This is a genomic window from Kitasatospora sp. MBT63 (assembly GCF_000710465.2).
Lineage (GTDB): Bacteria > Actinomycetota > Actinomycetes > Streptomycetales > Streptomycetaceae > Kitasatospora.
In genome coordinates this window covers 52,542-71,588 of sequence record NZ_JAIZ01000748.1, presented here as the reverse complement: position 1 = coordinate 71,588, position 19,047 = coordinate 52,542, and the positions used below count along the sequence as shown (strand labels likewise).

Sequence of the window (19,047 nt, the reverse complement as noted above, 5' to 3'; positions counted from 1 at the left end):
CCCGCTCCGGCCCCGGCGGCCCCCGCTCCGGCCCCGGCGGTCCGCCGCCTCGCCGCCGACGAGTGGACCTGCTACCGCGACGTCCGGCTGGCCGCGCTCGCCCAGGCGCCCGAAGCCTTCGGCTCCACCCACGCCCGCGAGGCCGAGTTCACCGAGGAGCGCTGGCGCGAGCGGCTGGCCGCCCGCAACACCGTCGTCGCCGAACTGGACGGCGAGCCGCGCGGACTGGTCGGGCTGGTCACCGCGGGGGAGGGGGAGACGGAGCTGGTCTCGATGTGGGTGCACCCGCAGGCCCGCGGTCTCGGCGTCGGCGACCGGCTGGTGCGGGCCGCGATCGAGCGGGCCGAGGAGCTCGGCCGCCCCGCGGTCCGGCTCTGGGTCGCCGAAGGCAACGCGCCCGCCGAGCGGCTCTACGCCCGGCACGGCTTCCACCGCACCGGCCAGGTCCAGCCGGTCGACGACGAACAGCCCGGCCGTGGAATGGAGTTCGCCATGGCCCGCCCGGCCGGAGGCTGACCGTGGCGCCGCAGGTGCCCGCCGGGCTGCGCCGCCGCTTCGCCGGCCACACCTGGACACCGGTCACCGTCGGCTGCTCCGGCGCCGCCGTGTACCGGCTGGAACGGCACGGCGAGGCCGGCTACCTCAAGATCGCCGGGCCGCCCGTGCACCCGGACTCCGGCTTCGACCTCGCGGCGGAGGCCGAGCGGACCGCCTGGCTCGCCGCCCAGGGCATCCCGGCCGCCGAGATCCTGGACCGGGACACCGGCCCGGCCGGCGGCTGGCTGCTCACCCGGGCCGTCCCCGGGCGCTCCGCCGCCGACCCCTGGCCGGCCGGGCAGCTGCCCGCCGTCGTCGACGCGCTCGCCGACCTGGCCCGCGCGCTGCACGCACTCCCCGCCGCCGCCTGCCCGTTCGACCGGACGCTCGCCGTCACGCTGCCGGACGCCCGGCACGCCGCCGCGGCCGGGCTGGTCGACCTCGACGACCTGGACGAACGGCGCACCGGCTGGAGCGCCGACCGGCTGCTGGCCGAACTGGCCGCCACCGTACCGGCGGTGGAGGACGTGGTGGTCTGCCACGGCGACCTCTGCCTGCCCAACGTCCTGCTCGACCCCGACACCCTGCGGGTCACCGGCCTGATCGACCTCGGCCGGCTCGGCCGCGCCGACCGGTACGCCGACCTCGCGCTGGCCGCCCGCAGCCTCGCCGCCCCGGTCAACGCCCAGTACGCCCCCGGGCTCGCCGACCGCTTCCTGGCCCGCTACGACCCGCCCGGCGGGGTGGACACCCGGCGGATCGCCTTCTACCAACTGCTCGACGAGTTCTGCTGACCGGCGCGGGGGTGCGGGTAGGGCCTGTCCGGCGATTCCCGCCGGGGGCGCGACGCTCCCCGGCCTCCGGCCGGGAGGTGGGCCTACCTGGACGTACCGGTGAATCGCCGAGGTGCGTCGCAGTACGCGGGCGCTTGGCCGCCGCACCCGGCCGCGCGCCCACCGACGCGCGCTGACCCCACGCGAGGTGTCGGAAAGGCCCCGGCGCCCGCACCGTGCCGACCGGGCGTCAGGGTGGCTCGGCAGGACCGCCGTTCGACACGCGCGACCCGGTCGGGAGAACCGTTTCGCCCGTTCGGCCCCCTTCTAGGGTGATCCCGTCCCAGTACCAACCGACGGGAAAGCGAGCTCTCCCCGCCATGCGTATCCGCACCACCGCAGCCGTCGCCGCGGCCGCCCTCGCCCTTCTGTGGTCCGTCCCCGGCCAGGCCGCCGCCGCCCGGGGCGTCTTCCGGTACACCTACGTCAACGAGCTCGGGGTACGGACCGCCGGGGAACTCACCGGCCCGGCCGACGGTTCCTGCACCGACGTGCCCGAGGACGCCGCCGGCCGCGGCGAGCCGGCCTTCGCCCCGCAGAACCTGACCGACGACGTCGCGATGGTGCACCTGTTCCCCGGCTGCACGGGCCCCGCCTACCTGCTCCCGCCCGGTGGCTCGGCCAGCGACCGGCTGCTGCTCAGATCGGTCCGCTTCCTGCCGCTCTGACGCCCGCCCGCGGCGGTCCCCCGGAAGCGGCCGCGGGCCCACCGGCCGCCGGGGCGGCCGAACGGCGCGGGCGGGAGCGGACCCGCTGAACCCCCGCGCACCGGCCGGGCGGTGGCGCCCACCCACCGCCCGGCTCCCTCCCGGACATCGCCCCGAGCCGCCCCGGAGCCGTTCCGCCCCGACGACGAGCCGCGCCGGCCACCCGGTAGGGCCCGCCCACAATGTCCGCCGGGTGCCCGATGCTCCCCGGCATTCGGCCGGAGTCCGGGGAGCCGTGCGCCGATCCGACGCGAACCGTGCATGCGCGGTACCACCCGATGCCCGTCCCCGGCGGGGACCGGCGCCCGCGGTCAGGGGCGCCCGCGGACCGTCCGGGCGGGAGCCGCCCCGGCGATGGCGTCGAAGACCTCCGGGAGCGCCGCCAGGCTGTGCCCGCTCACGAAGGCGTCGCAGTGCGGCAGCGCCGCCGCGATCCCGGCGGCGAGCGGCAGGTAACCGGGCGCGGCCTTGCGGGGGTTGACCCACACCACGCGGTGGGCGAGCCGCCCGAGCCGGGCCGTCTCCCGGCCCACCGCCGCCGGGTCCTCGCCCTCCCAGCCGTCGGAGAAGATCACCACCACCGCCCCGCGGGCCATCCCGCGGCGCCCGAAGCGGTCGGTGAACTCGCCGAGCGCACGGCCGATCAGGGTGCCCCCGGACCAGTCGGGCGCGGTCCGGCCGGCCCGGCGCAGCGCCGCGTCCGGGCCGGTGTGCCGCAGCACGGGCGTCAGCCTGGTCAGCCGGGTGGCGAACACGAAGATCTCGGCGGGCACCGGCGCCCCCGCGCGCGAGCACAGCCGGGAGAAGATCCGCAGGTAGGCGCGGGTGTACGGCTCCATGGAGCCCGAGATGTCGCACAGCAGCACCAGCGGGCGGCGGCGCAGCCGGCCGCGCGAGCGCGCCAGCCGTACCGTCTCACCACCGTTGCGCAGGCTGCGCCGCAGACTCCGGCGCAGGTCGATGCGGCGGCCGTCGGGGTCGGCGCGGCGGCGGCGGGTGCGGCGCAGCGGGACCCGGAGCACCAGGTGGTCCAGCAGGCGGTCCAGTTCCCCCAGTTCGCCGGGGCCGAAGGTGCCGAAGTCCCGTTGGGTGAGGAGTTCCGCGCTGCTGCCGACCAGGCGCTGCACCCCGGTGTCGCCGGGCCGCGGGCCCGGCCGGTCGGCCGGGTCGACGTGGAGCCCGCCGCTGGGCAGCGGTGCGGGCTGCCGCCGCGGTGGCGCGGGGGAGGTGGCCGCGGCCGGGTCGGGCGGGCCGGGCTTCGGGGCGAGCCCGGGCAGCGGCGGGTTGCCGGGGGAGCCGCGGGACTCCGCCGGGTCGGTCCGGCCGCCGAACACCGCGGTGAACACCCGGTCGAACGGGTCGAGTTGCTCGTGCGCGGTGACGAACGCCAGCCGGGCCGCCCAGTACAGGGCCGTCCGGTCGACGGGCGGCAGCAGCCGCAGGGCGTCCAGGAAGCGGGCCGAGCGGTCCGGCGCGGCCGGCACGCCCGCCGTGTGCAGCGCCGCGCCGAAGCGGGCGGCCAGCGAGGGCCAGTCGAGGTCCGGCGGCGGGGTGCCGGGCTCAGCCATCGGGGGTGCCCGCCAGCCAGCCGAGGCCGCGTTCGCGGACCAGGTCGTGGTCCTCGCGGTACTTCACCAGCACCCCGAGGGTGCGGTCCGCGGCGTCGGCGTCGAGCCGCTCCACGCCGAGCAGGGTGAGTGCGGACACCCAGTCGATGCTCTCGGCGATGCCGGGGGGCTTCTGGATCCCCAGGGTGCGCAGCCGCCGTACCGCCGCCGCGACCTCGGACGCGAGCGAGGCGCTGGTGCCGGGGACCCGGCGCCGTACGATCTCCACCACCCGTTCGGTGTCGGGATAGTCGATCCAGTGGTAGAGGCAGCGGCGTTTCAGCGCGTCGTGCAGGTCGCGGGTCCGGTTGGAGGTGAGGACGACGACCGGCTCGACGGCGGCCCGGACGGTGCCCAGTTCGGGGATGGTGACGCTGGCCTCCGCCAGCACCTCCAGCAGGAAGGCCTCGAAGTCGTCGTCGGCGCGGTCGATCTCGTCGATCAGCAGCACCGCGGGGGCCGGGCCCGGGTGGGTGAGGGCGGCGAGCACCGGGCGGCGCAGCAGGAACGCGTCGGTGAACAGGTCGGCCTCGGCGAGCGCGGTGCCGCGGCTCTCGGCGAGCCGGATGCTGAGCAGCTGGCGGGGGTAGTTCCACTCGTACAGGGCCTCGGCCGCGTCCAGTCCGTCGTAGCACTGCAGCCGGATCAGCGGGCCGCCGAGGACACCGGCCAGGGCGCGGGCGGCCTCGGTCTTGCCGACGCCGGGCTCGCCCTCCAGCAGCAGCGGCTGCGGCAGGCGCAGGGCCAGGTAGAGGGCGGTGGTCAGGCCGGTGTCGGTGAGGTACCCGAGTCCGTCCAGGGCCGCGCGCAGCGCCTGCGGGTCGGGTGCGGCGCGGGCGACCAGGGTGCGCGCCGCCGCGCCGGACCCGCCCGCGGGTCCGGTGGCGGGCGCGGTCACGGCTGCTCCGCGGGGACGGCGCCGTCGGCCTCGAACCGGTCCCGGCAGCCGGCCGAGCAGAACCAGTGCCGGTGGCCGCGGACGTCCGAGGACGGCGTGTCCTCGAGGACCGCGACGGTCATCCCGCACACCGGGTCGACCGCGGTGCGCGGCTCCGCGGCGGGCGGCGGGTCCGCCGCTGCGGCGACGTCCTCGCTGTGCACCAGCACGGCGTGCCGGGAGGCGACCAGTTCGGCGAGGATCGACACCGCGATCTCGCCGGGGGTGCGGGCGCCGAGCCACAGCCCCGCCGGCGTGTGGATCCGGCTGCGCTGGGCGTCGTCCAGATCCAGGCCCGCCAGGACCGCCGCCCCGCGCCGGTGGCTGGCGACCAGCGCGACGTACGGCACCCCGGCCCGTACGGCGCGGGTCAGCAGGTCCTCCTCCTGGCGTCCGTGCGAGGCGACCACCACGGCCGAGGCCCCGGCGAGCTCCTCGGTGTCCACGCCTGCGGGGTCCGGGTCCGCGGCGGTGCCGGCGACCGCGCGGACGTCGTAGCCGAGCCCGCCGCCCAGCGCGACCAGGCTGCGCCCGATCGGGGTGTCGCCGAGGACCAGCACCACGGGGACCGGTCGCAGCGGTTCCAGGAAGATCTCCAGCTCGCCGCCGGACAGGCAGGGGTTGGCCACCAGGACGGTCCCGTCCGGCGCGGTGCCGGCCAAGTGCCCGGGGCCGGGCTCCTGCGGGGCCGCGGGGGCGTCGGGGGAGATCCGCAGCAGCACCGATTCGCCGCTGTGCAGCACTCGCAGGGCCTGCAGGCGTACCGTCGCCTCGGCGCAGACCCCGCCGACGAAGCCCTCGATCCGGCCGTCCGCCAGGACCAGCGCGGTGTCCCCGGGGTGGGCGCTGGTCGGGTGCAGGGCGCGGACCACGGTGGCCCTGACGAAGGGCACCTGCCGGGCGCTCAGGTCGGCCATCCGCCGTTCCAGGGCCGTGTCGGCACTCACTGCGGCGCCTCCACACCTCCGTGCATCGCCAGCCAGACCCGCCCGGGGGTGAGCGGCATGTCGGCGTGCCGGACCCCGATCGCGTCCATCACGGCGTTGACGACGGCGGGCGGTGAGCCGACGGTCGCGGACTCACCGACGCCCTTGGCCCCGATCGGGTGGTGCGGGGAGGGGGTGACAGTATGGCCGAGCTCCCAGGCGGGGACCTCCAGCGCGGTGGGCACCAGGTAGTCCATGAAGGAGCCGGACAGGCAGTTGCCGTCCTCGTCGAAGCTGATGATCTCGCTCAGCGCCATGCCGACGCCGTCGGCGAGGCCGCCGTGCACCTGGCCTTCGATGATCATCGGGTTGATCCGGGTGCCGCAGTCGTCGACCGCGACGAAGCGGCGCACCTTCACCGCGCCGGTGCCCGGGTCGACGTCCACCACGCACAGGTAGGCGCCGTACGGGAAGGTGAGGTTGGGCGGGTTGTAGACCGTGGTGGCCTCCAGGTGGCCCTCCACCCCCTCGGGCAGCTCCAGCGACCCGTGCGCGGCGAGCGCGATCTCCTGGATGGTCCGGCCGGCCGTCGGGTCGCCCTTGACGAACCAGCGGCCCTTCTCCCACTCCAGGTCGTCGGCGGACACCTCCAGCATGGCGCCGGCGATGATCCGCGCCTTGTCGCGGACCTTGCGCGCGACCACCGCCGCGGCGGCGCCGGAGACCGGCGTCGAGCGGCTGCCGTAGGTGCCGAGGCCGAACGGCGTCTGGTCGGTGTCGCCGTGGACGACGTCGATGTCCTCGGGCGGGATGCCGAGCTCCTCGGCGACGATCTGGGCGAACGTGGTCTCGTGGCCCTGCCCCTGGCTCTGCACGCTGATCCGCACCACGGCCTTGCCGGTCGGGTGCACCCGCAGCTCGCAGCCGTCGGCCATGCCGAGGCCCAGGATGTCCATGTGCTTGCGGGGCCCGGCGCCGACCGTCTCGGTGAAGAACGACAGCCCGATGCCCATGAGTTCGCCGCGCTCGCGCCGCTCGGCCTGCTCCCGGCGCAGCGCCGGGTAGTCGGCCAGCTCCAGCGCCTTGGCCAGGGTGACCCGGTAGTTGCCCGAGTCGTACTCCCACCCGGTCTTGCTGGGGTACGGGAACTGCTCGGGCCGCAGCAGGTTCTGCATCCGCAACTCGGCCGGGTCCGCGCCGAGTTCGTCGGCGAGGCAGTCCACCATCCGTTCGATCAGGTACACCGCCTCGGTGACCCGGAACGAGCAGGCGTAGGCGACGCCGCCGGGCGCCTTGTTGGTGTAGACGCCGGTGACCGCGCAGTGCGCGGCCTCGATGTCGTACGAGCCGGTGAAGACGTGGAAGAACCCGGCCGGGTACTTGGTCGGCTGGGCGGTCGAGTTGAACGCGCCGTGGTCGGCGAGCACCTTGACCCGTACCGCGAGGATCCGGCCCGCGCGGGTCGCGGCGATCTCGCCGTGCATGTGGTAGTCCCGGGCGAAGGAGGTGCTCATCAGGTTCTCGGAGCGGTCCTCCACCCACTTCACCGGCTTCTTGGTGAGGATGGAGCCCACGATCGCGCAGACGTAGCCCGGGTAGATGCCGACCTTGTTGCCGAAGCCGCCGCCGATGTCGGGCGCGACCACCCGGATCTTGTGCTCCGGCAGGCCCGCCACCATCGCGTACAGGGTGCGGTGCGCGTGCGGGGCCTGGGTGGTGGACCAGAGGGTGAGCTTGCCGTCCACCGGCTCCATGTCGGCCACGCAGCCGCAGGTCTCCAGCGGCGCCGGGTGCACCCGCGGGTACAGCATGTCCTGGGCGACGACCACCTCGGCGCGGTCGAACACCGCGTCGGTGGCGGCCCGGTCACCGGACTCCCAGTCGAAGATGTGGTTGTCGGTCCGGCCCTCCTGGTCGTCCCGGATCAGGGGGGCGTCGGCGTCCAGCGCCCGGCGCGCGTCGATCACCGGCGGCAGCGGCTCGTACTCGACGTCGATCAGCTCGATCGCGTCCCTGGCCGCGTAGTGGTCGTCGGCCACCACGAACGCCACCTCCTGGCCCTGGAACCGGACCTTGTCGGTGGCCAGCACCGCCTGGGTGTCCATCGACAGCGTCGGCATCCAGGCCAGTCCCAGACCGGCCAGCGTGGCACCCGTGATCACGGCCCGGACCTTGGGGTGCGACTCGGCCGCCGAGGTGTCGATCGACAGGATCCGGGCGTGCGCCAGCGGACTGCGCAGCACGGCGCCGTGCAGCATGCCGGGCAACTGCACGTCGTCCACGTAGTGCCCCTTGCCCCGGACGAACCGCGGGTCCTCCTTGCGCTTCAACCGCCCGTACCCGATCGGGCGCTCCTGCTCCGGCGCCGACCCGGACTCCTGGTCGACCCCGGTCTCCTCGACGGTGGTCATGACGTGCTCCCCGCGCTCGGGGCGGCCGAGGCCTCCAGCGGGTGCCGCGCGGCCCACTGGACGGCGCGGACGATGTTCAGATAACCGGTGCACCGGCACAGCTGGCCCGAGATCGCCTCGCGGATCTCCTGGTCGGTGGGGTCCGGGTTGCGGTCCAGCAGCGCCCGGGCGGTGAGCATCATGCCCGGGGTGCAGAAACCGCACTGCAGCCCATGCTGCTCGATGAACCCCTGCTGGACCGGGTCGAGGCCGTCTGCCCCCTCCAGCCCCTCCACCGTGCGCACCCGGTGCCCGTCCGCCATCACGGCCAGCACCGTGCAGCTCTTGACCGGCTCGCCGTCGAGCAGCACCACACAGGTGCCGCAGTTGCTGGTGTCGCAGCCCCAGTGGGTGCCGGTCAGACCGAGGTCGTCACGCAGGAAGCGGACCAGCAGATGCCGGGCCTCCACCTCCGCGGTGCGGTCCTCGCCGTTGACGTTGATGGTCACCTGCATCGTCGTCCAGCCCTTCCGGCCCGGTCAGGCCGCCGCGACGGGCCGGCCGGCCCGCTCGGCGGCCCGGCGCAGGGCGCGTTCGGTGAGTTCCCCGGCCAGGTGGCGCTTGTAGGCCGCGGTCCCACGGGTGTCGGTCACCGGATCGCAGTCCTCGGCGGCGATCCGGCCCGCCTCGGCGAACACCTCCGCCGACGGCTCCCGCCCGGCCAGCGCCTCCTCCGCCCGCCGGTACCCGACCGGCGAGACGCCGACCGCGGCCAGCCCGATCCCCGGCGAGGCGATCCGCCCGTCCACCACCGCCAGCGCGGCGCCCGCGGCGGCGATCGCCCAGTCCCCGGTCTTGCGCTCGACCTTCTCGTACGCGCTGCCGCCCCCCGGCACGACCGGCACCCGGATCTCCACCAGCATCTCGCCGGTCCCCACGTCCGTCTCGTACGGACCCCGGTAGAACTCCGCCATCGGCACCCGGCGCCGGCCCCCGCCACCGAGCACCACCGCCACCGCACGGACGGCCGCGCACACCGCCGACAGGTCCTCCGCCGGGTCGGCCTGGCAGAGCGAGCCGCCGATGGTGCCCCGGTTGCGCACCGGCGGGTCCGCGATCACCCGCTCGGCGTCGTGGAAGATCGGGAACAGCCGGCCGACCAGCTCGGACTCCAGCAGCTCGCGGTGGCGGGTGAGCGCCCCGACGCACAGCTCGTCGCCCTCCAGCCGCACGTAGTCCAGCTCGTGCAGGTCGTTGATGTCGACCAGCAGCCCCGGACGGGCCAGCCGCAGCTTCATCATCGGCAGCAGACTGTGCCCGCCGGCGATCACCCTGGCCTCCTCGCCGAACCGCTCCAGCTGCGCCAGCGCGTCCTCCACGCTCGACGCCCGCCGGTACTCGAATGACGCGGGAACCTGCACGGTGGCCTCCAACAGCGTCTCGGGCGACGGCCGCGGACGGGTGGCATCCGTCGCGCTCACGCTCCGCACTGCTCACGCGAGGCGCCGAACGGACGCCGGGACGGGCCTTCATCGCCGCACAACCACACTGTCGGCCCGCCGGACGGACCGGTCAACGCCGACTTAGGGGAATGGTTAAGAGCCCCCCGTGGCTGAACCGGAGGGAGCCGGGCACCGACCGACCCCGACCGGCGCCGAAGGGCCCCGGCGCCGGGCCCGCGGGAGGCGGCGATGACCCTCACCCAGCTGAAGGCGTTCCTGGCGGTGGCCCGGCTCGGCTCCGTCAAGGCCGCGGCGATCTCGCTGCGGGTCAGCGAACCCGCCGTCTCGGGCTCGGTCGCCGCGCTGCGCCGCGAACTCGGCGACCAGCTCTTCGTCCGGGCCGCCGGCGGCATCGCCCTGACCCCCGGCGGGCGGCGGCTGGCGGCCGGCGCCGCGGAGATCGTCGGCCTCGCCGAGGAGACCCGCCGCAAGGTCCGCGAGGCCGGCACCGAGGGCTCCCACCTGCGGCTGGCCGCCACCGAGACGATCGCCGAGCAGATCGTCCCGCCCCTGCTGGAGGCCTTCGTCCGCCAGTACCGGGACGTCGAGACCACCACCCTCGCGGTGCCCGCCGGCGCACTCGTCGAACTGCTGCTGGACCGGCGCGCCGACATCGCGATCGGCCTCGCCGACGCCGACCCCGACGGCACCGGCGGGACCGCGCTGCGCCCGGACACCTTCGAACACATCCCCTTCCTGCGCGTCCCCCTCGTCGTGGTCGCCGCCCCGCACCACCTCGGCGCCGGAATCGACCACCTGGCCGGCGGCCGGCTGCACCTGCCGGTCGGCCGGCTCGCCGGACAGCACTGGCTGCTCGGCCCGGGCGGCCTCGACCCGGCCACCCCCGGCGGCGCGTTCCTGACCCGGCACGGCGTCGGCGAGCGCGCCGCCGCCGTCTTCCCCAGCGCCGGCGCCGCCCTCGGCGCTGCCGTCGCCGGGGACGGACTGGCCCTCGCCCCCGCCCACCTGGTCCGCGACGAACTGCGCCGCCGGGTGCTCACCGTGGTCGCCGTCCCCGGCACACCGGTCGACGCCGTGCTGCGGGCCAGCGCCCTGCACGGCGACCGGCGGACCCCGACGGCCGCCGCGCTGTGCCGCTTCGTCACCACGCCCGCCGCCGTCCGCAGCCTGCTGGCCCGGGCCGCCGGGGTGCCGGCCGGCCACTACCGGCCGACCGTACGGGTGAGTCTGTGGACCTGAGCGCGGCGCGGGGTAGCGGGAATCGGGGTGCGCCGGGCCACCGTTGGACGGGAGGGGGCGCTACCGGCTAGGAGGCCCGTCCGCATGGAGTTCACCAACGAGTTCCGGGTCAGTCTTCCGATCGGACCGGCCTGGGACCTGTTCACCGACGTCGAACGGCTGGCCCCCTGCATGCCGGGAGCCGTGCTCACCGAGGTCGAGGGCGACCGCTTCCACGGCACCGTCAAGGTCCGGGTGGGTGCGGTGACCGTCCAGTACCGCGGCACTGCCACGTTCGAGGAGCAGGACGAGGCGACGCACACCGTACGGCTCAAGGCCGCCGGCCGCGACACCCACGGCCAGGGCAACGCCGACGCGCACATCACCGCACGCCTCGCCCCGGACGGCGACGGCACCCGGGTGACCGTGGAGACCCGGCTCAGCGTCTCCGGGAAGGTCGCCCAGTTCGGCGCGGGCGTCATGACCGACATCAGCAAGAAGCTGATCGGGCAGTTCGTCGACTGCCTGGAGGAACACCTGGCCGCAGGCCGCGAGCAGCCCCCGGAGCCCGAGCAGCCCACCCGGCCCGAGCAGCCCACGGCGCCGCAGCCGACCGTGGCGGCGGCGACCGTGACGCCCGCCGGACCGGCTCCCCGGCAGGCGCCCGTTGCGCCCGCCACCCCGCCCGAGGCCGAGCCGCTGGACCTGGTCGCGCTGGCCCGCGGCCCGCTGCTCAAGCGCCTGGCGCCGGTCGCCCTCGGGGCGCTGGTCCTGCTGCTGCTCCTCGGCGGGCTGCGCCGGGCCCGCGGGTGCCGGCGGCCGCCGCAGTGACCCGCCGGGGTCCGTGAGGGATCTCTCAGTACCGCGGCCCAGGGGTTTGACCAGCGCGGAGGCGGTGAGGCGGGAGCGGTCACCCGTTCCCGACACCGAAGGCGACCCCTTGAGTCAGACGTCCGTCCGAACCCCCGAGTCCACCGGCCACGGCCCCACCCCGGTCCCTGCGACCGGGGCCCCCGCCCCTGGCGAGGTCACCGTCGTCGACCCGAAGATGCTGAAGCGCGCGGTGTCCGCCGCCGCCCTCGGCAACGCCATGGAGTGGTTCGACTTCGGCGTCTACAGCTACCTCGCGGTCACCCTGGGCAAGGTCTTCTTCCCGACGGCCGGCGGCGCCACCCAGCTGCTGGCCACCTTCGGGACCTTCGCCGCCGCCTTCCTGATCAGGCCGCTCGGCGGACTGGTCTTCGGCCCGCTCGGCGACCGGATCGGGCGGCAGAAGGTCCTCGCCACCACCATGATCATGATGGCCGCGGGCACCTTCGCGATCGGCCTGATCCCCTCGTACGCCGCCATCGGCATCTGGGCGCCCGCCCTGCTGCTGCTCGCCCGGATGGTGCAGGGCTTCTCCACCGGCGGCGAGTACGGCGGCGCGACCACCTTCATCGCGGAGTACGCACCCGACCGGCGCCGCGGATTCCTCGGCAGCTGGCTGGAGTTCGGCACCCTGGTGGGCTACGTCGCCGGCGCCGGCCTGGTCACCGCGATGACCACCGCCCTGGACGAGCCGAGCCTGCTCTCCTGGGGCTGGCGACTGCCGTTCCTGCTCGCCGGGCCGCTCGGCCTGATCGGGCTCTACCTGCGGATGCGGCTGGAGGAGACCCCGGCCTTCCGCACCCTCCAGCAGCAGGCCGAGACCGCGGAACGGCAGCGTCCGAAGAGCCGCCTGCGTGACCTGCTGACCCGGCACCGCCGGGCCCTGCTGCTCTGCATGGCGCTGGTCCTGGTCTACAACGTCACCGACTACATGCTGCTGTCGTACCTGCCGACCTACCTCACCGCCGAACTCGGCGTCGGCGCCACCCGCGGACTGCTGGTGGTCATCGCCGCGATGGTGCTGATGATGGCCGTCAACGCCCCGGTCGGCCGGCTGTCGGACCGCATCGGGCGCCGCCCGGTGCTGCTGGCCGGCTGCGCCGGTTTCCTGCTGCTCTCCGTTCCCGCGCTGCTGGTGATCCGGCACGGCGGCCCGTGGGGCGTCCTGCTCGGCGTCGGCGGACTGTGCCTGCTGCTGACCTGCTTCACCGGCACCATGCCCGCCGCGCTGCCCGCACTCTTCCCGACCCACATCCGTTACGGCGCCATGGCCGTGGGCTTCAACGTCTCCGTCTCGCTGTTCGGCGGCACCACCCCGCTGGCGGTGACCGCGCTGATCGACGCCACCGGCAACCGGATGATGCCCGCCTACTACATGATGGCCGCCGCAGTGATCGGCCTGGTCGCGGTGCGGATGATGCCGGAGAGCGCGGGACGCCCGCTGCCCGGCTCGCCCCCGGCCGTCGCCTCGGACCGTGAGGCCCGCGAGCTGGTCGCCGCCGCCCGCGGTGCGAGGAGCGCCGGCTGATCCCCGCTCGGGGCCGGGGCCGGGCCTCGGGGTGTCGGCGGACGTTCCTAGGATGCCGCCATGATGATCTCCAGTCAGGAACAGCCGCTGATCCAGGTCCTGTACGACGGCTCCCGGAGCGACCTGCGGGACCCGGCCCGGCCGCGTCCGGTCCGGGTCTACCGGTGGGAGCCGGACCGGACGCCGTCCGAGCCGGGCCCGCTGGTGGTCCTCTCGCACGGCACCGGCGGCTCCGGCGGCGCCTTGGAGTGGCTGGTGCGGCCGCTGCTGGAGGCCGGTCTCCGGGTGGCGGCGCTCGACCACCATGGCAACAACTACGTCGACGGCTACGAGCCGGAGGGCTTCCTGAACGTCTGGGAGCGACCCCGGGACGTCACCTTCGTCCTCGACGCGCTCGCCCGGGAACGGCCGCTGGGCCCGGTCGGCGTGGCGGGATTCTCCCTCGGCGGGTACACGGCGGCGGCCCTGGCCGGCGCGCGCGTCGACCCTCGGCTCCTGACGGCGGTGCTGACGGGGGCCGTGCCCCTGCCGGAGGTCTCGGAGTTCCCGGACGTGCTCCAGGCGCTGCGGACCAAGCACCCGCATCAGGACCTGCTGCAGGGCGCGCTCGAGGCCGCCGCGGCCGACCACTCGGACGCCCGGGTGCGGGCGGTCTTCCAGGTGGCCCCGGGCATCGGCGCGCTGGTCACCCCGGAGAGCCTGGCGACGGTGCGGGTGCCGGTGGAGATCCGCTGGGGCGGCGCCGACCAGGTCACCCCGTACGAGGCCGACACCCGGCCGTACCTGGAGCACATCCCCACCGCGAGCGGCCGCTCGGCGGGCCCCGACGTCCGCCACGACGACTTCTTCGCCCCGGAACCCGCCGACCCCGGCGCCCGCGCCCGGGTGGGCGCGGAGGCGGCCGACTTCTTCCGGCGGCACCTGGTCTGACGGCCCGCCACCGGTCGGGCCCGCGGGAGCCGCGCGCCCGGCCGGTGGCGGCGGGTCAGCCGACGGTGACGGCCATCTTGCCGAGCGCCGTACCGCTCTCCATGACCCGGTGTGCCTCGACGATCTCCTCGAAGCGGAAGACCCGGACCGGGCCGGCCGGCAGCGCACCGGCCTCCACCTTGGCGTAGATCTCGTCCAACGGGACGTCGGTGAGCGGGAATTCCGGTGTGCCGAGGACGAAGGCGCTGGCGAAGAAGCTGAGCCGGACCCCGCTGGGGAGGTCGGCGATCGGGTCGAAGTCCGGCACCGGGTCGAAGCCGCCGAGGAAACCGATCTGGCAGACCCGGCCGCGCGGCCGGACCAGCGCCAGGGAGTCCCGCAGGACGCTGTTGCCGACGATGTCGAGGACGGCGTCCACGGTGATCCCGCCGTCCCTGACCTGCGGGGTGAGCCGGCCGTCGTCGATCAGCACCTGGTGCGCGCCGAGCTCCCGGAGCAGGGCGCGGTGGCCTGCGCTGCGGGTGGTGGCGACCACCCGGGCGCCGTGGTCGACGGCGAGGCTGACGGCGGCCTGGCCGAGGGCCGAGGTCGCGCCGCGGACCAGGACCGTCTCGCCGGACCGCAGTTCCAGGTTGCCGAACAGGCCGCTCCACGCGGTGGCGTAGACCTCGGGGACGGCGGCGAGTTCGGCCCAGCCGAGGCCGGAGCGGACCTCGACGACGTTGCCGGCCGGGACGGTCACCAGTTCCGCGTAGCTGCCGTTGCGGGTCCGGCCCATGCCGCCGAGGACCGCCACCACGGTGGTCCCGGCCGGGAGCCGGCCCGACGGGTCGGACTCGACCGTCCCGGCGCACTCGATCCCGGTGACGGCCGCCACCTGCCCCCAGGCGCCGGCCCGCATGTAGGCCTCGGCGTGGTTGAGGCCGAACGCCCTGACGCGGACGAGTACTTCGCCGTCGGCGGGGACGGGGTCGGGCAGCTCGGTGAGGGTGAGCACCTCGGGGCCGCCGTGGGCGGAGATGACGATGGCCTTCATGATCGGATCCGTTCTTGAGTGGTCATTCAAATATTGGGCCGGAAGAAGGGCCACCGCAGGTGCGGTGGCCCGGAGGGTGTGGTGTCCGGTGGTCAGGCGAGGGCGGCGAACGCGTTGTCCGTGATCGCGCGCAGGACCGCCTCGTCCGGGTTGGCCTTGCCCACGACCATCAGCCCCTGGCAGGTGGCGACCAGCAGCCTGGCGGTGCCGGCCGGGTCCAGCGAGGTCCGGACCTCGCCCCGCAGGCGGGCGGTGTCCAGGGCGGCGGCCATGCAGTTCTCCAGGCGGGCCAGGTGGCCCCGGACGACGGCCGCGGCCTCGTCGTCCTCGGCCGCGTTCTCGATCGCGGTGTTGACCAGCAGGCAGCCCTGCCGGCCCTCCGGGCTGAGCAGGTCGCGCACCAGTCCGTCGAAGTAGCCTCGCAGCTCCGCCAGGGACGCCCCCGGGGCCTCCAGTTCGCCGAGCTTCTGCGGTACGACGAGCTTGGAGTAGCGCTCCAGCGACTTGAGGAACAGGGCCCGCTTGCCGCCCGGGAAGGCGCTGTAGATGCTGCCCGGCTTCACGCCGGTCGCCTTCACCAGGTCCTCGATCGAGGTGGCCCGGTAGCCGCGCTCCCAGAACTTGCGCATGGCCTGGTCGAGCACGGTGTCGGGCTCGAACTCGCGGGGTCGGGGCATGGCAGGACCATACATGAGCGACCATTCAAGAACAAGCGGCCCCCGCTGGGGGCCGCCCTCAGTGACGGGCCACGTAGTACACGTTGAGGATGTCGCCCTCCACCCGCTCGGCCTCGACCCGGCCGAACCCGGCCTCGGCGAGCATCCGCCGGGCGGTCTGCTCGCCCCACACGGTGCCGAGTCCCTCCCCGCCCTCGCTCAGCGAGACGGACATGCAGTAGAACACCGAGAAGGTGTACAGCGCGGGCCCGAGCGGATGGTCGAGGTTCTCCTCCAGCCGGCTGGACGCGGCGATGTCGCCCATCAGGAACACCCCGTCCTCGGCGAGCGCCCCGGAGATCGCGGCGAGGGCGGCGGTCGGCCTGGCCAGGTCGTGGATCACGTCGAACGCCGTGATCAGGTCGTAGGAGCCGGTCAGCGCGGCGCAGTCACCGACCTCGAACTCGACGTTGGGCAGGCCCAGTCCGGCCGCCTCCGCACGGGCCGCGGCGATGCCCTGCTCCGAGGCGTCGAGCCCGCGGAAGCGGCTGGCGGGGAACGCGGCGGCCAGCACGTTGACCGCGTGACCCTGGCCGCAGCCGATGTCCAGCGCGTCGATGCCGTGCTGCAGCCGCTCGGTGAGGCCGGTCACCAGCGGCACGATCCCGTCCACCAGCGCCAGGTCGTACACCTGCCCGGACTCCTCCGCCTGCAGCGCCTGGAAGCGCGGGTACGCCGAGTACGGCACCCCGGCCCCGGTCCGGAACGCCGCCAGCACCCGCTGCTCGACCTCGCCCATCATGCCCAGGTTCTGCGCGATCCGGGCCAGGTTGTCCGGCCCCGCCGCCCTGGTGAGCGAGGCCGCGTGCTCCGGCGGCAGCACGTAGGTCCCGTCCGCGGGCCGGTAGTCGACGATCCCGCCGACCACCGTCGCGCCGAGCCACTCCCGTACGTAGCGCTCGCTCAGCCCGGCGGCCCGGGCGATCTCCGCACTGGTGGCGGGCGGCAGGACGGACATCGCGTCGAACAGCCCGGCCTCGTGGCCCAGGCTCACCATCAGCCCCAGGCAGGCGTCGTTGACCACCTCGATCATGCGTCCTGCGAACGCCTCCTGCTTGGCCGCATCGAGTTCCACGACCGACATCGCTCCTCCTCCCCACCGGGCGGGTCCGGGGAGAGCCGGGCGACGCCGGACGCGCCCGCGACGCAGCCCGATGAGACCGCAGCGGAGACCCTCTCCTCCTTGCCACGCTACGCCGGGCGGCACCCGGCCACGACCCCGGTCGTGCGCCCCTCCCGCGGAGGCTCAGGCGTGCACGGGCGGCCGCCGCCGGGACCAGGGCCGGGCACCCTCCAGTTGGGCGGCCAGCCGCAGCAGGGTGGCCTCGTCGCCGAAGCGGCCCAGGAAGTGGACCCCGACCGGCAGCCCGGCCGGGTTCCACCACAGGGGGACGGACATCGCGGGGTTGCCGGTGAGGTTGGCGACCACCGCCGGGTAGGCAACGGTCCGGCCGCCGTTGCGGGCGGCCCGCAGCGGATCGTCCTCGGTGGAGGTGATCTCGCCGAGCGGGACGGGCGGTGTGGACATGGTCGGGGTCAGCCACAGGTCGAAGCGGGCGAGGAAGGCGGCGACGACCCGGGCGAACGCCTGGAGGTCCTCGACGGCGAGCAGGTAGTCCGCGGCGCCGACCCGCTCACCGGCCGCCCGGTAGGCGCGGGTCAGCGGCTCCAGTTCGTCCTCCGCCGGCTCGCGGCCGAGCCGGCGGACCCAGTAGCGGACGATCCACGCGGTGGCCGCGTCGAACACCGTGCCGATGGCCGCGCCGACCGCGGGGGTCAGCCCGGGCAGGTCCGCCTCCGTCAGTTCGTGGCCGAGCTCTTCGCACAGGGCGACGGCGTCGTCGAGGGCGGCGACGCAGTCGGGGTGCCCGGGGGAGCCGTCCGGGGTGCGGGCGGTGTACGCGATCCGCAGCCGGCCGGGGTCGGCCCCGACCTCCAGCGCGAACGGCCGCAGCGGGGGCGGCGCCGGGTACGGATCGCCCGGGGCGGGCCCGGAGGTGGCGTCGAGGAGCGCGGCGCTGTCGCGCACCGACCGGGTGAGGGCGTGCTCGCAGGCCCAGCCGCCGACCACGTCGCCGTACTCCGGCCCGAGCGGGTTGCGGGCGCGGGTGGGCTTGAGCCCGAACAGGCCGCAGGCGGAGGCGGGGAACCGGATCGAGCCGCCCAGGTCGTTGCCGTGCGCCGCCGCCACCAGCCCGGCGGCGACGGCCGCCGCCGAGCCGCCGCTGGATCCGCTGGTGGAGCGGGTGGGGTCCCAGGGGTTGCAGGTCGGCCCGTGCAGGACCGGCTCGCAGGTGGGGACCATGCCGAACTCGGGGGTGTTGGTCCTGCCGAGGACGATCAGCCCGGCCCGGCGCAGCCGGAGGACCAATTCGCTGTCGTAGCCGGAGACATGGCCGCGCAGGAAGCGGGAACCCTCGGTGAACCGGCCCCCGGCGACCTCGGTGGCCAGGTCCTTGAGCAGGTAGGGCACCCCCGCGAACGGGCCCTGCGGCGGCCGGTCGGCGGCCGCGAGCGCGGCCTCGTACATCGGGATGACGACGGCGTTGAGTGCGGGGCCGAGCCGCTCGATCCGCTCGACGGCCGCCTCGACCAACTGCGCCGGGGTGACCTCGCGGCGCCGCACCATCGCGGCCAGCTCGGTGGCATCGGGCTCCACGGGCGGACGGGGATCCATCGCCGGCCCTCCTTCCGCCGCCGGGCCGCCCCGGCGGTTCAGCTCTGCCTGGTGCGCTCGTAGTGGCGGGCGGCACGGGCGCGGTTGCCGCAGTCCGGGCCGCTCCACTCGCGGCGCGGATGGTTCTTGAGGAAGTGCAGGACGCAGCCCGGCGCCTGGCAGGCCCTCAGCAGCTCGCGCTCGGGGCCGGTGACCAGGTCCACGGTCGCCTGGGCGATCTCACCGAGGGCGGCGGGGACGGGTGCCGCGGCGCTGCGGGTGAGGGTGGCCGGGCCGGGGCCCGTGGCCAGTTCACGCCAGCTGGGGGCGCGCCGCACGTGGCGGTTGAGTTCGCCGACCGCCTCGGCGGGCGCGTCCGTACCGCGGGCGGCGGCGTCGATCAGCGTGCGGGCCGCGTCGCGCAGCGACCGGATCGCGCGCAGGTCCGCCTCGTCGAGGGCGAGCAGAGCGTCGTCGTCGAGTGCGGTGGCGAACCGGGCCCGGTTGTCGCGCAGCCAGGCGGCGGCGTGCTCGACGGTCGTGAGCCCGTCCACCAGCCGGCCGCGCACGGCGTACGTCGCGTTGGCCAGCTCGATCGGCAGGGGCTCGCCCAGCAGGGGGGCGCCACCGCTCTCGTATGCGTTCAGGTCCACCTCCTCATGGTACGGCGGACTTGCAACCGTGAGAGTCCCA

The 19,047-nt window shown here is 75.2% G+C and carries 18 protein-coding genes; 7 read left to right on the top strand and 11 right to left on the bottom strand.

Annotated elements, in window-relative coordinates:
* The 3 genes from AA75_RS39380 to AA75_RS39370 all read left to right on the top strand — a co-directional run.
* Window positions 1–516, top strand: a 516-nt coding sequence (locus tag AA75_RS39380) for a GNAT family N-acetyltransferase (RefSeq protein ID WP_051814179.1), incomplete at its 5' end; no start/stop codon positions are given.
* Between the two features lie 14 nt (window positions 517–530).
* A complete protein-coding gene (locus AA75_RS39375; RefSeq protein ID WP_033825274.1) occupies window positions 531–1,331 on the top strand; it encodes an APH(3') family aminoglycoside O-phosphotransferase in 801 nt (266 codons plus the stop codon).
* Window positions 1,332–1,690: 359 nt separating this feature from the next.
* Entirely contained in the window at window positions 1,691–2,038 is a 348-nt protein-coding gene (locus AA75_RS39370) for a hypothetical protein (protein ID WP_033825255.1), read from the top strand.
* Window positions 2,039–2,388: 350 nt separating this feature from the next.
* Here the strand turns inward: AA75_RS39370 and AA75_RS39365 are convergent, their stop codons facing one another.
* From AA75_RS39365 to AA75_RS39340, 6 genes are read right to left on the bottom strand one after another with little or no spacing between them, the layout of a single operon-like run.
* Complete coding sequence (locus tag AA75_RS39365; protein ID WP_051814178.1) at window positions 2,389–3,645, bottom strand: VWA domain-containing protein; 1,257 nt, start codon at window positions 3,643–3,645, stop codon at window positions 2,389–2,391.
* The gene (locus AA75_RS39360; protein WP_051814184.1) at window positions 3,638–4,528 is read right to left on the bottom strand and encodes a MoxR family ATPase; all 891 of its coding nucleotides are present in this window, start codon (window positions 4,526–4,528) and stop codon (window positions 3,638–3,640) included. The genes AA75_RS39365 and AA75_RS39360 overlap by 8 nt, the downstream gene beginning before the upstream one ends.
* A gap of 50 nt (window positions 4,529–4,578) precedes the next feature.
* Window positions 4,579–5,568: an XdhC family protein gene (locus tag AA75_RS39355; protein WP_233289391.1), complete on the bottom strand. Its 990-nt coding sequence runs from the start codon at window positions 5,566–5,568 to the stop codon at window positions 4,579–4,581.
* Window positions 5,565–7,958 (bottom strand): aerobic carbon-monoxide dehydrogenase large subunit, encoded by a 2,394-nt coding sequence (locus AA75_RS39350; protein WP_033825254.1) that lies wholly within the window; start codon window positions 7,956–7,958, stop codon window positions 5,565–5,567. Before AA75_RS39350 ends, AA75_RS39355 begins: the two co-directional genes overlap by 4 nt.
* Window positions 7,955–8,452: a (2Fe-2S)-binding protein gene (locus AA75_RS39345; protein ID WP_033825253.1), complete on the bottom strand. Its 498-nt coding sequence runs from the start codon at window positions 8,450–8,452 to the stop codon at window positions 7,955–7,957. Before AA75_RS39345 ends, AA75_RS39350 begins: the two co-directional genes overlap by 4 nt.
* A gap of 24 nt (window positions 8,453–8,476) precedes the next feature.
* Entirely contained in the window at window positions 8,477–9,418 is a 942-nt protein-coding gene (locus tag AA75_RS39340) for a xanthine dehydrogenase family protein subunit M (protein WP_233289390.1), read from the bottom strand.
* A 210-nt stretch (window positions 9,419–9,628) separates the two neighbouring features.
* Between AA75_RS39340 and AA75_RS39335 the strand changes: the two genes are divergently transcribed.
* From AA75_RS39335 to AA75_RS39320, 4 genes are all read left to right on the top strand, one after another.
* Window positions 9,629–10,639 carry a LysR family transcriptional regulator gene (locus AA75_RS39335; protein ID WP_033825252.1) on the top strand — a complete coding sequence of 337 codons (1,011 nt, stop codon included), beginning with the start codon at window positions 9,629–9,631 and terminating at the stop codon, window positions 10,637–10,639.
* An 84-nt stretch (window positions 10,640–10,723) separates the two neighbouring features.
* Window positions 10,724–11,449, top strand: a complete 726-nt coding sequence (locus AA75_RS39330; RefSeq protein WP_033825251.1) for an SRPBCC family protein — start codon at window positions 10,724–10,726, stop codon at window positions 11,447–11,449.
* A gap of 109 nt (window positions 11,450–11,558) precedes the next feature.
* The gene (gene proP / locus AA75_RS39325; RefSeq protein WP_033825250.1) at window positions 11,559–13,016 is read left to right on the top strand and encodes a glycine betaine/L-proline transporter ProP; all 1,458 of its coding nucleotides are present in this window, start codon (window positions 11,559–11,561) and stop codon (window positions 13,014–13,016) included.
* A 60-nt stretch (window positions 13,017–13,076) separates the two neighbouring features.
* On the top strand, window positions 13,077–13,946 hold the full coding sequence (locus AA75_RS39320; protein WP_233289389.1) for an alpha/beta fold hydrolase: 870 nt from the start codon (window positions 13,077–13,079) through the stop codon (window positions 13,944–13,946).
* 55 nt (window positions 13,947–14,001) lie between these two features.
* Here AA75_RS39320 and AA75_RS39315 read toward each other — a convergent pair whose 3' ends face one another.
* The 5 genes from AA75_RS39315 to AA75_RS39295 all read right to left on the bottom strand — a co-directional run bounded on the left by AA75_RS39315 (window position 14,002) and on the right by AA75_RS39295 (window position 19,007).
* Window positions 14,002–14,982: a zinc-binding dehydrogenase gene (locus AA75_RS39315; RefSeq protein ID WP_033825249.1), complete on the bottom strand. Its 981-nt coding sequence runs from the start codon at window positions 14,980–14,982 to the stop codon at window positions 14,002–14,004.
* 92 nt (window positions 14,983–15,074) lie between these two features.
* Entirely contained in the window at window positions 15,075–15,659 is a 585-nt protein-coding gene (locus tag AA75_RS39310) for a TetR/AcrR family transcriptional regulator (RefSeq protein WP_033825248.1), read from the bottom strand.
* A 58-nt stretch (window positions 15,660–15,717) separates the two neighbouring features.
* The gene (locus tag AA75_RS39305) at window positions 15,718–16,782 is read right to left on the bottom strand and encodes a class I SAM-dependent methyltransferase (RefSeq protein WP_033825247.1); all 1,065 of its coding nucleotides are present in this window, start codon (window positions 16,780–16,782) and stop codon (window positions 15,718–15,720) included.
* A gap of 162 nt (window positions 16,783–16,944) precedes the next feature.
* Entirely contained in the window at window positions 16,945–18,375 is a 1,431-nt protein-coding gene (locus AA75_RS39300; RefSeq protein WP_033825246.1) for an amidase, read from the bottom strand.
* A gap of 38 nt (window positions 18,376–18,413) precedes the next feature.
* Window positions 18,414–19,007, bottom strand: a complete 594-nt coding sequence (locus AA75_RS39295) for an ABATE domain-containing protein (RefSeq protein WP_199520526.1) — start codon at window positions 19,005–19,007, stop codon at window positions 18,414–18,416.
* Between the last annotated feature and the right edge of the window lie 40 nt (window positions 19,008–19,047).

Bases quoted from the DNA above. Each gene is read 5' to 3' on its own strand.
- AA75_RS39370 (WP_033825255.1), top strand. From the start codon at position 1,691: ATGCGTATCCGCACCACCGCAGCCGTCGCCGCGGCCGCCCTCGCCCTT.
- AA75_RS39365 (WP_051814178.1), bottom strand. From the start codon at position 3,645: ATGGCTGAGCCCGGCACCCCGCCGCCGGACCTCGACTGGCCCTCGCTG.
- AA75_RS39350 (WP_033825254.1), bottom strand. From the start codon at position 7,958: ATGACCACCGTCGAGGAGACCGGGGTCGACCAGGAGTCCGGGTCGGCG.
- AA75_RS39345 (WP_033825253.1), bottom strand. From the start codon at position 8,452: ATGCAGGTGACCATCAACGTCAACGGCGAGGACCGCACCGCGGAGGTG.
- AA75_RS39335 (WP_033825252.1), top strand. From the start codon at position 9,629: ATGACCCTCACCCAGCTGAAGGCGTTCCTGGCGGTGGCCCGGCTCGGC.
- AA75_RS39330 (WP_033825251.1), top strand. From the start codon at position 10,724: ATGGAGTTCACCAACGAGTTCCGGGTCAGTCTTCCGATCGGACCGGCC.
- AA75_RS39320 (WP_233289389.1), top strand. From the start codon at position 13,077: ATGATGATCTCCAGTCAGGAACAGCCGCTGATCCAGGTCCTGTACGAC.
- AA75_RS39315 (WP_033825249.1), bottom strand. From the start codon at position 14,982: ATGAAGGCCATCGTCATCTCCGCCCACGGCGGCCCCGAGGTGCTCACC.
- AA75_RS39310 (WP_033825248.1), bottom strand. From the start codon at position 15,659: ATGCCCCGACCCCGCGAGTTCGAGCCCGACACCGTGCTCGACCAGGCC.
- AA75_RS39305 (WP_033825247.1), bottom strand. From the start codon at position 16,782: ATGTCGGTCGTGGAACTCGATGCGGCCAAGCAGGAGGCGTTCGCAGGA.
- AA75_RS39300 (WP_033825246.1), bottom strand. From the start codon at position 18,375: ATGGATCCCCGTCCGCCCGTGGAGCCCGATGCCACCGAGCTGGCCGCG.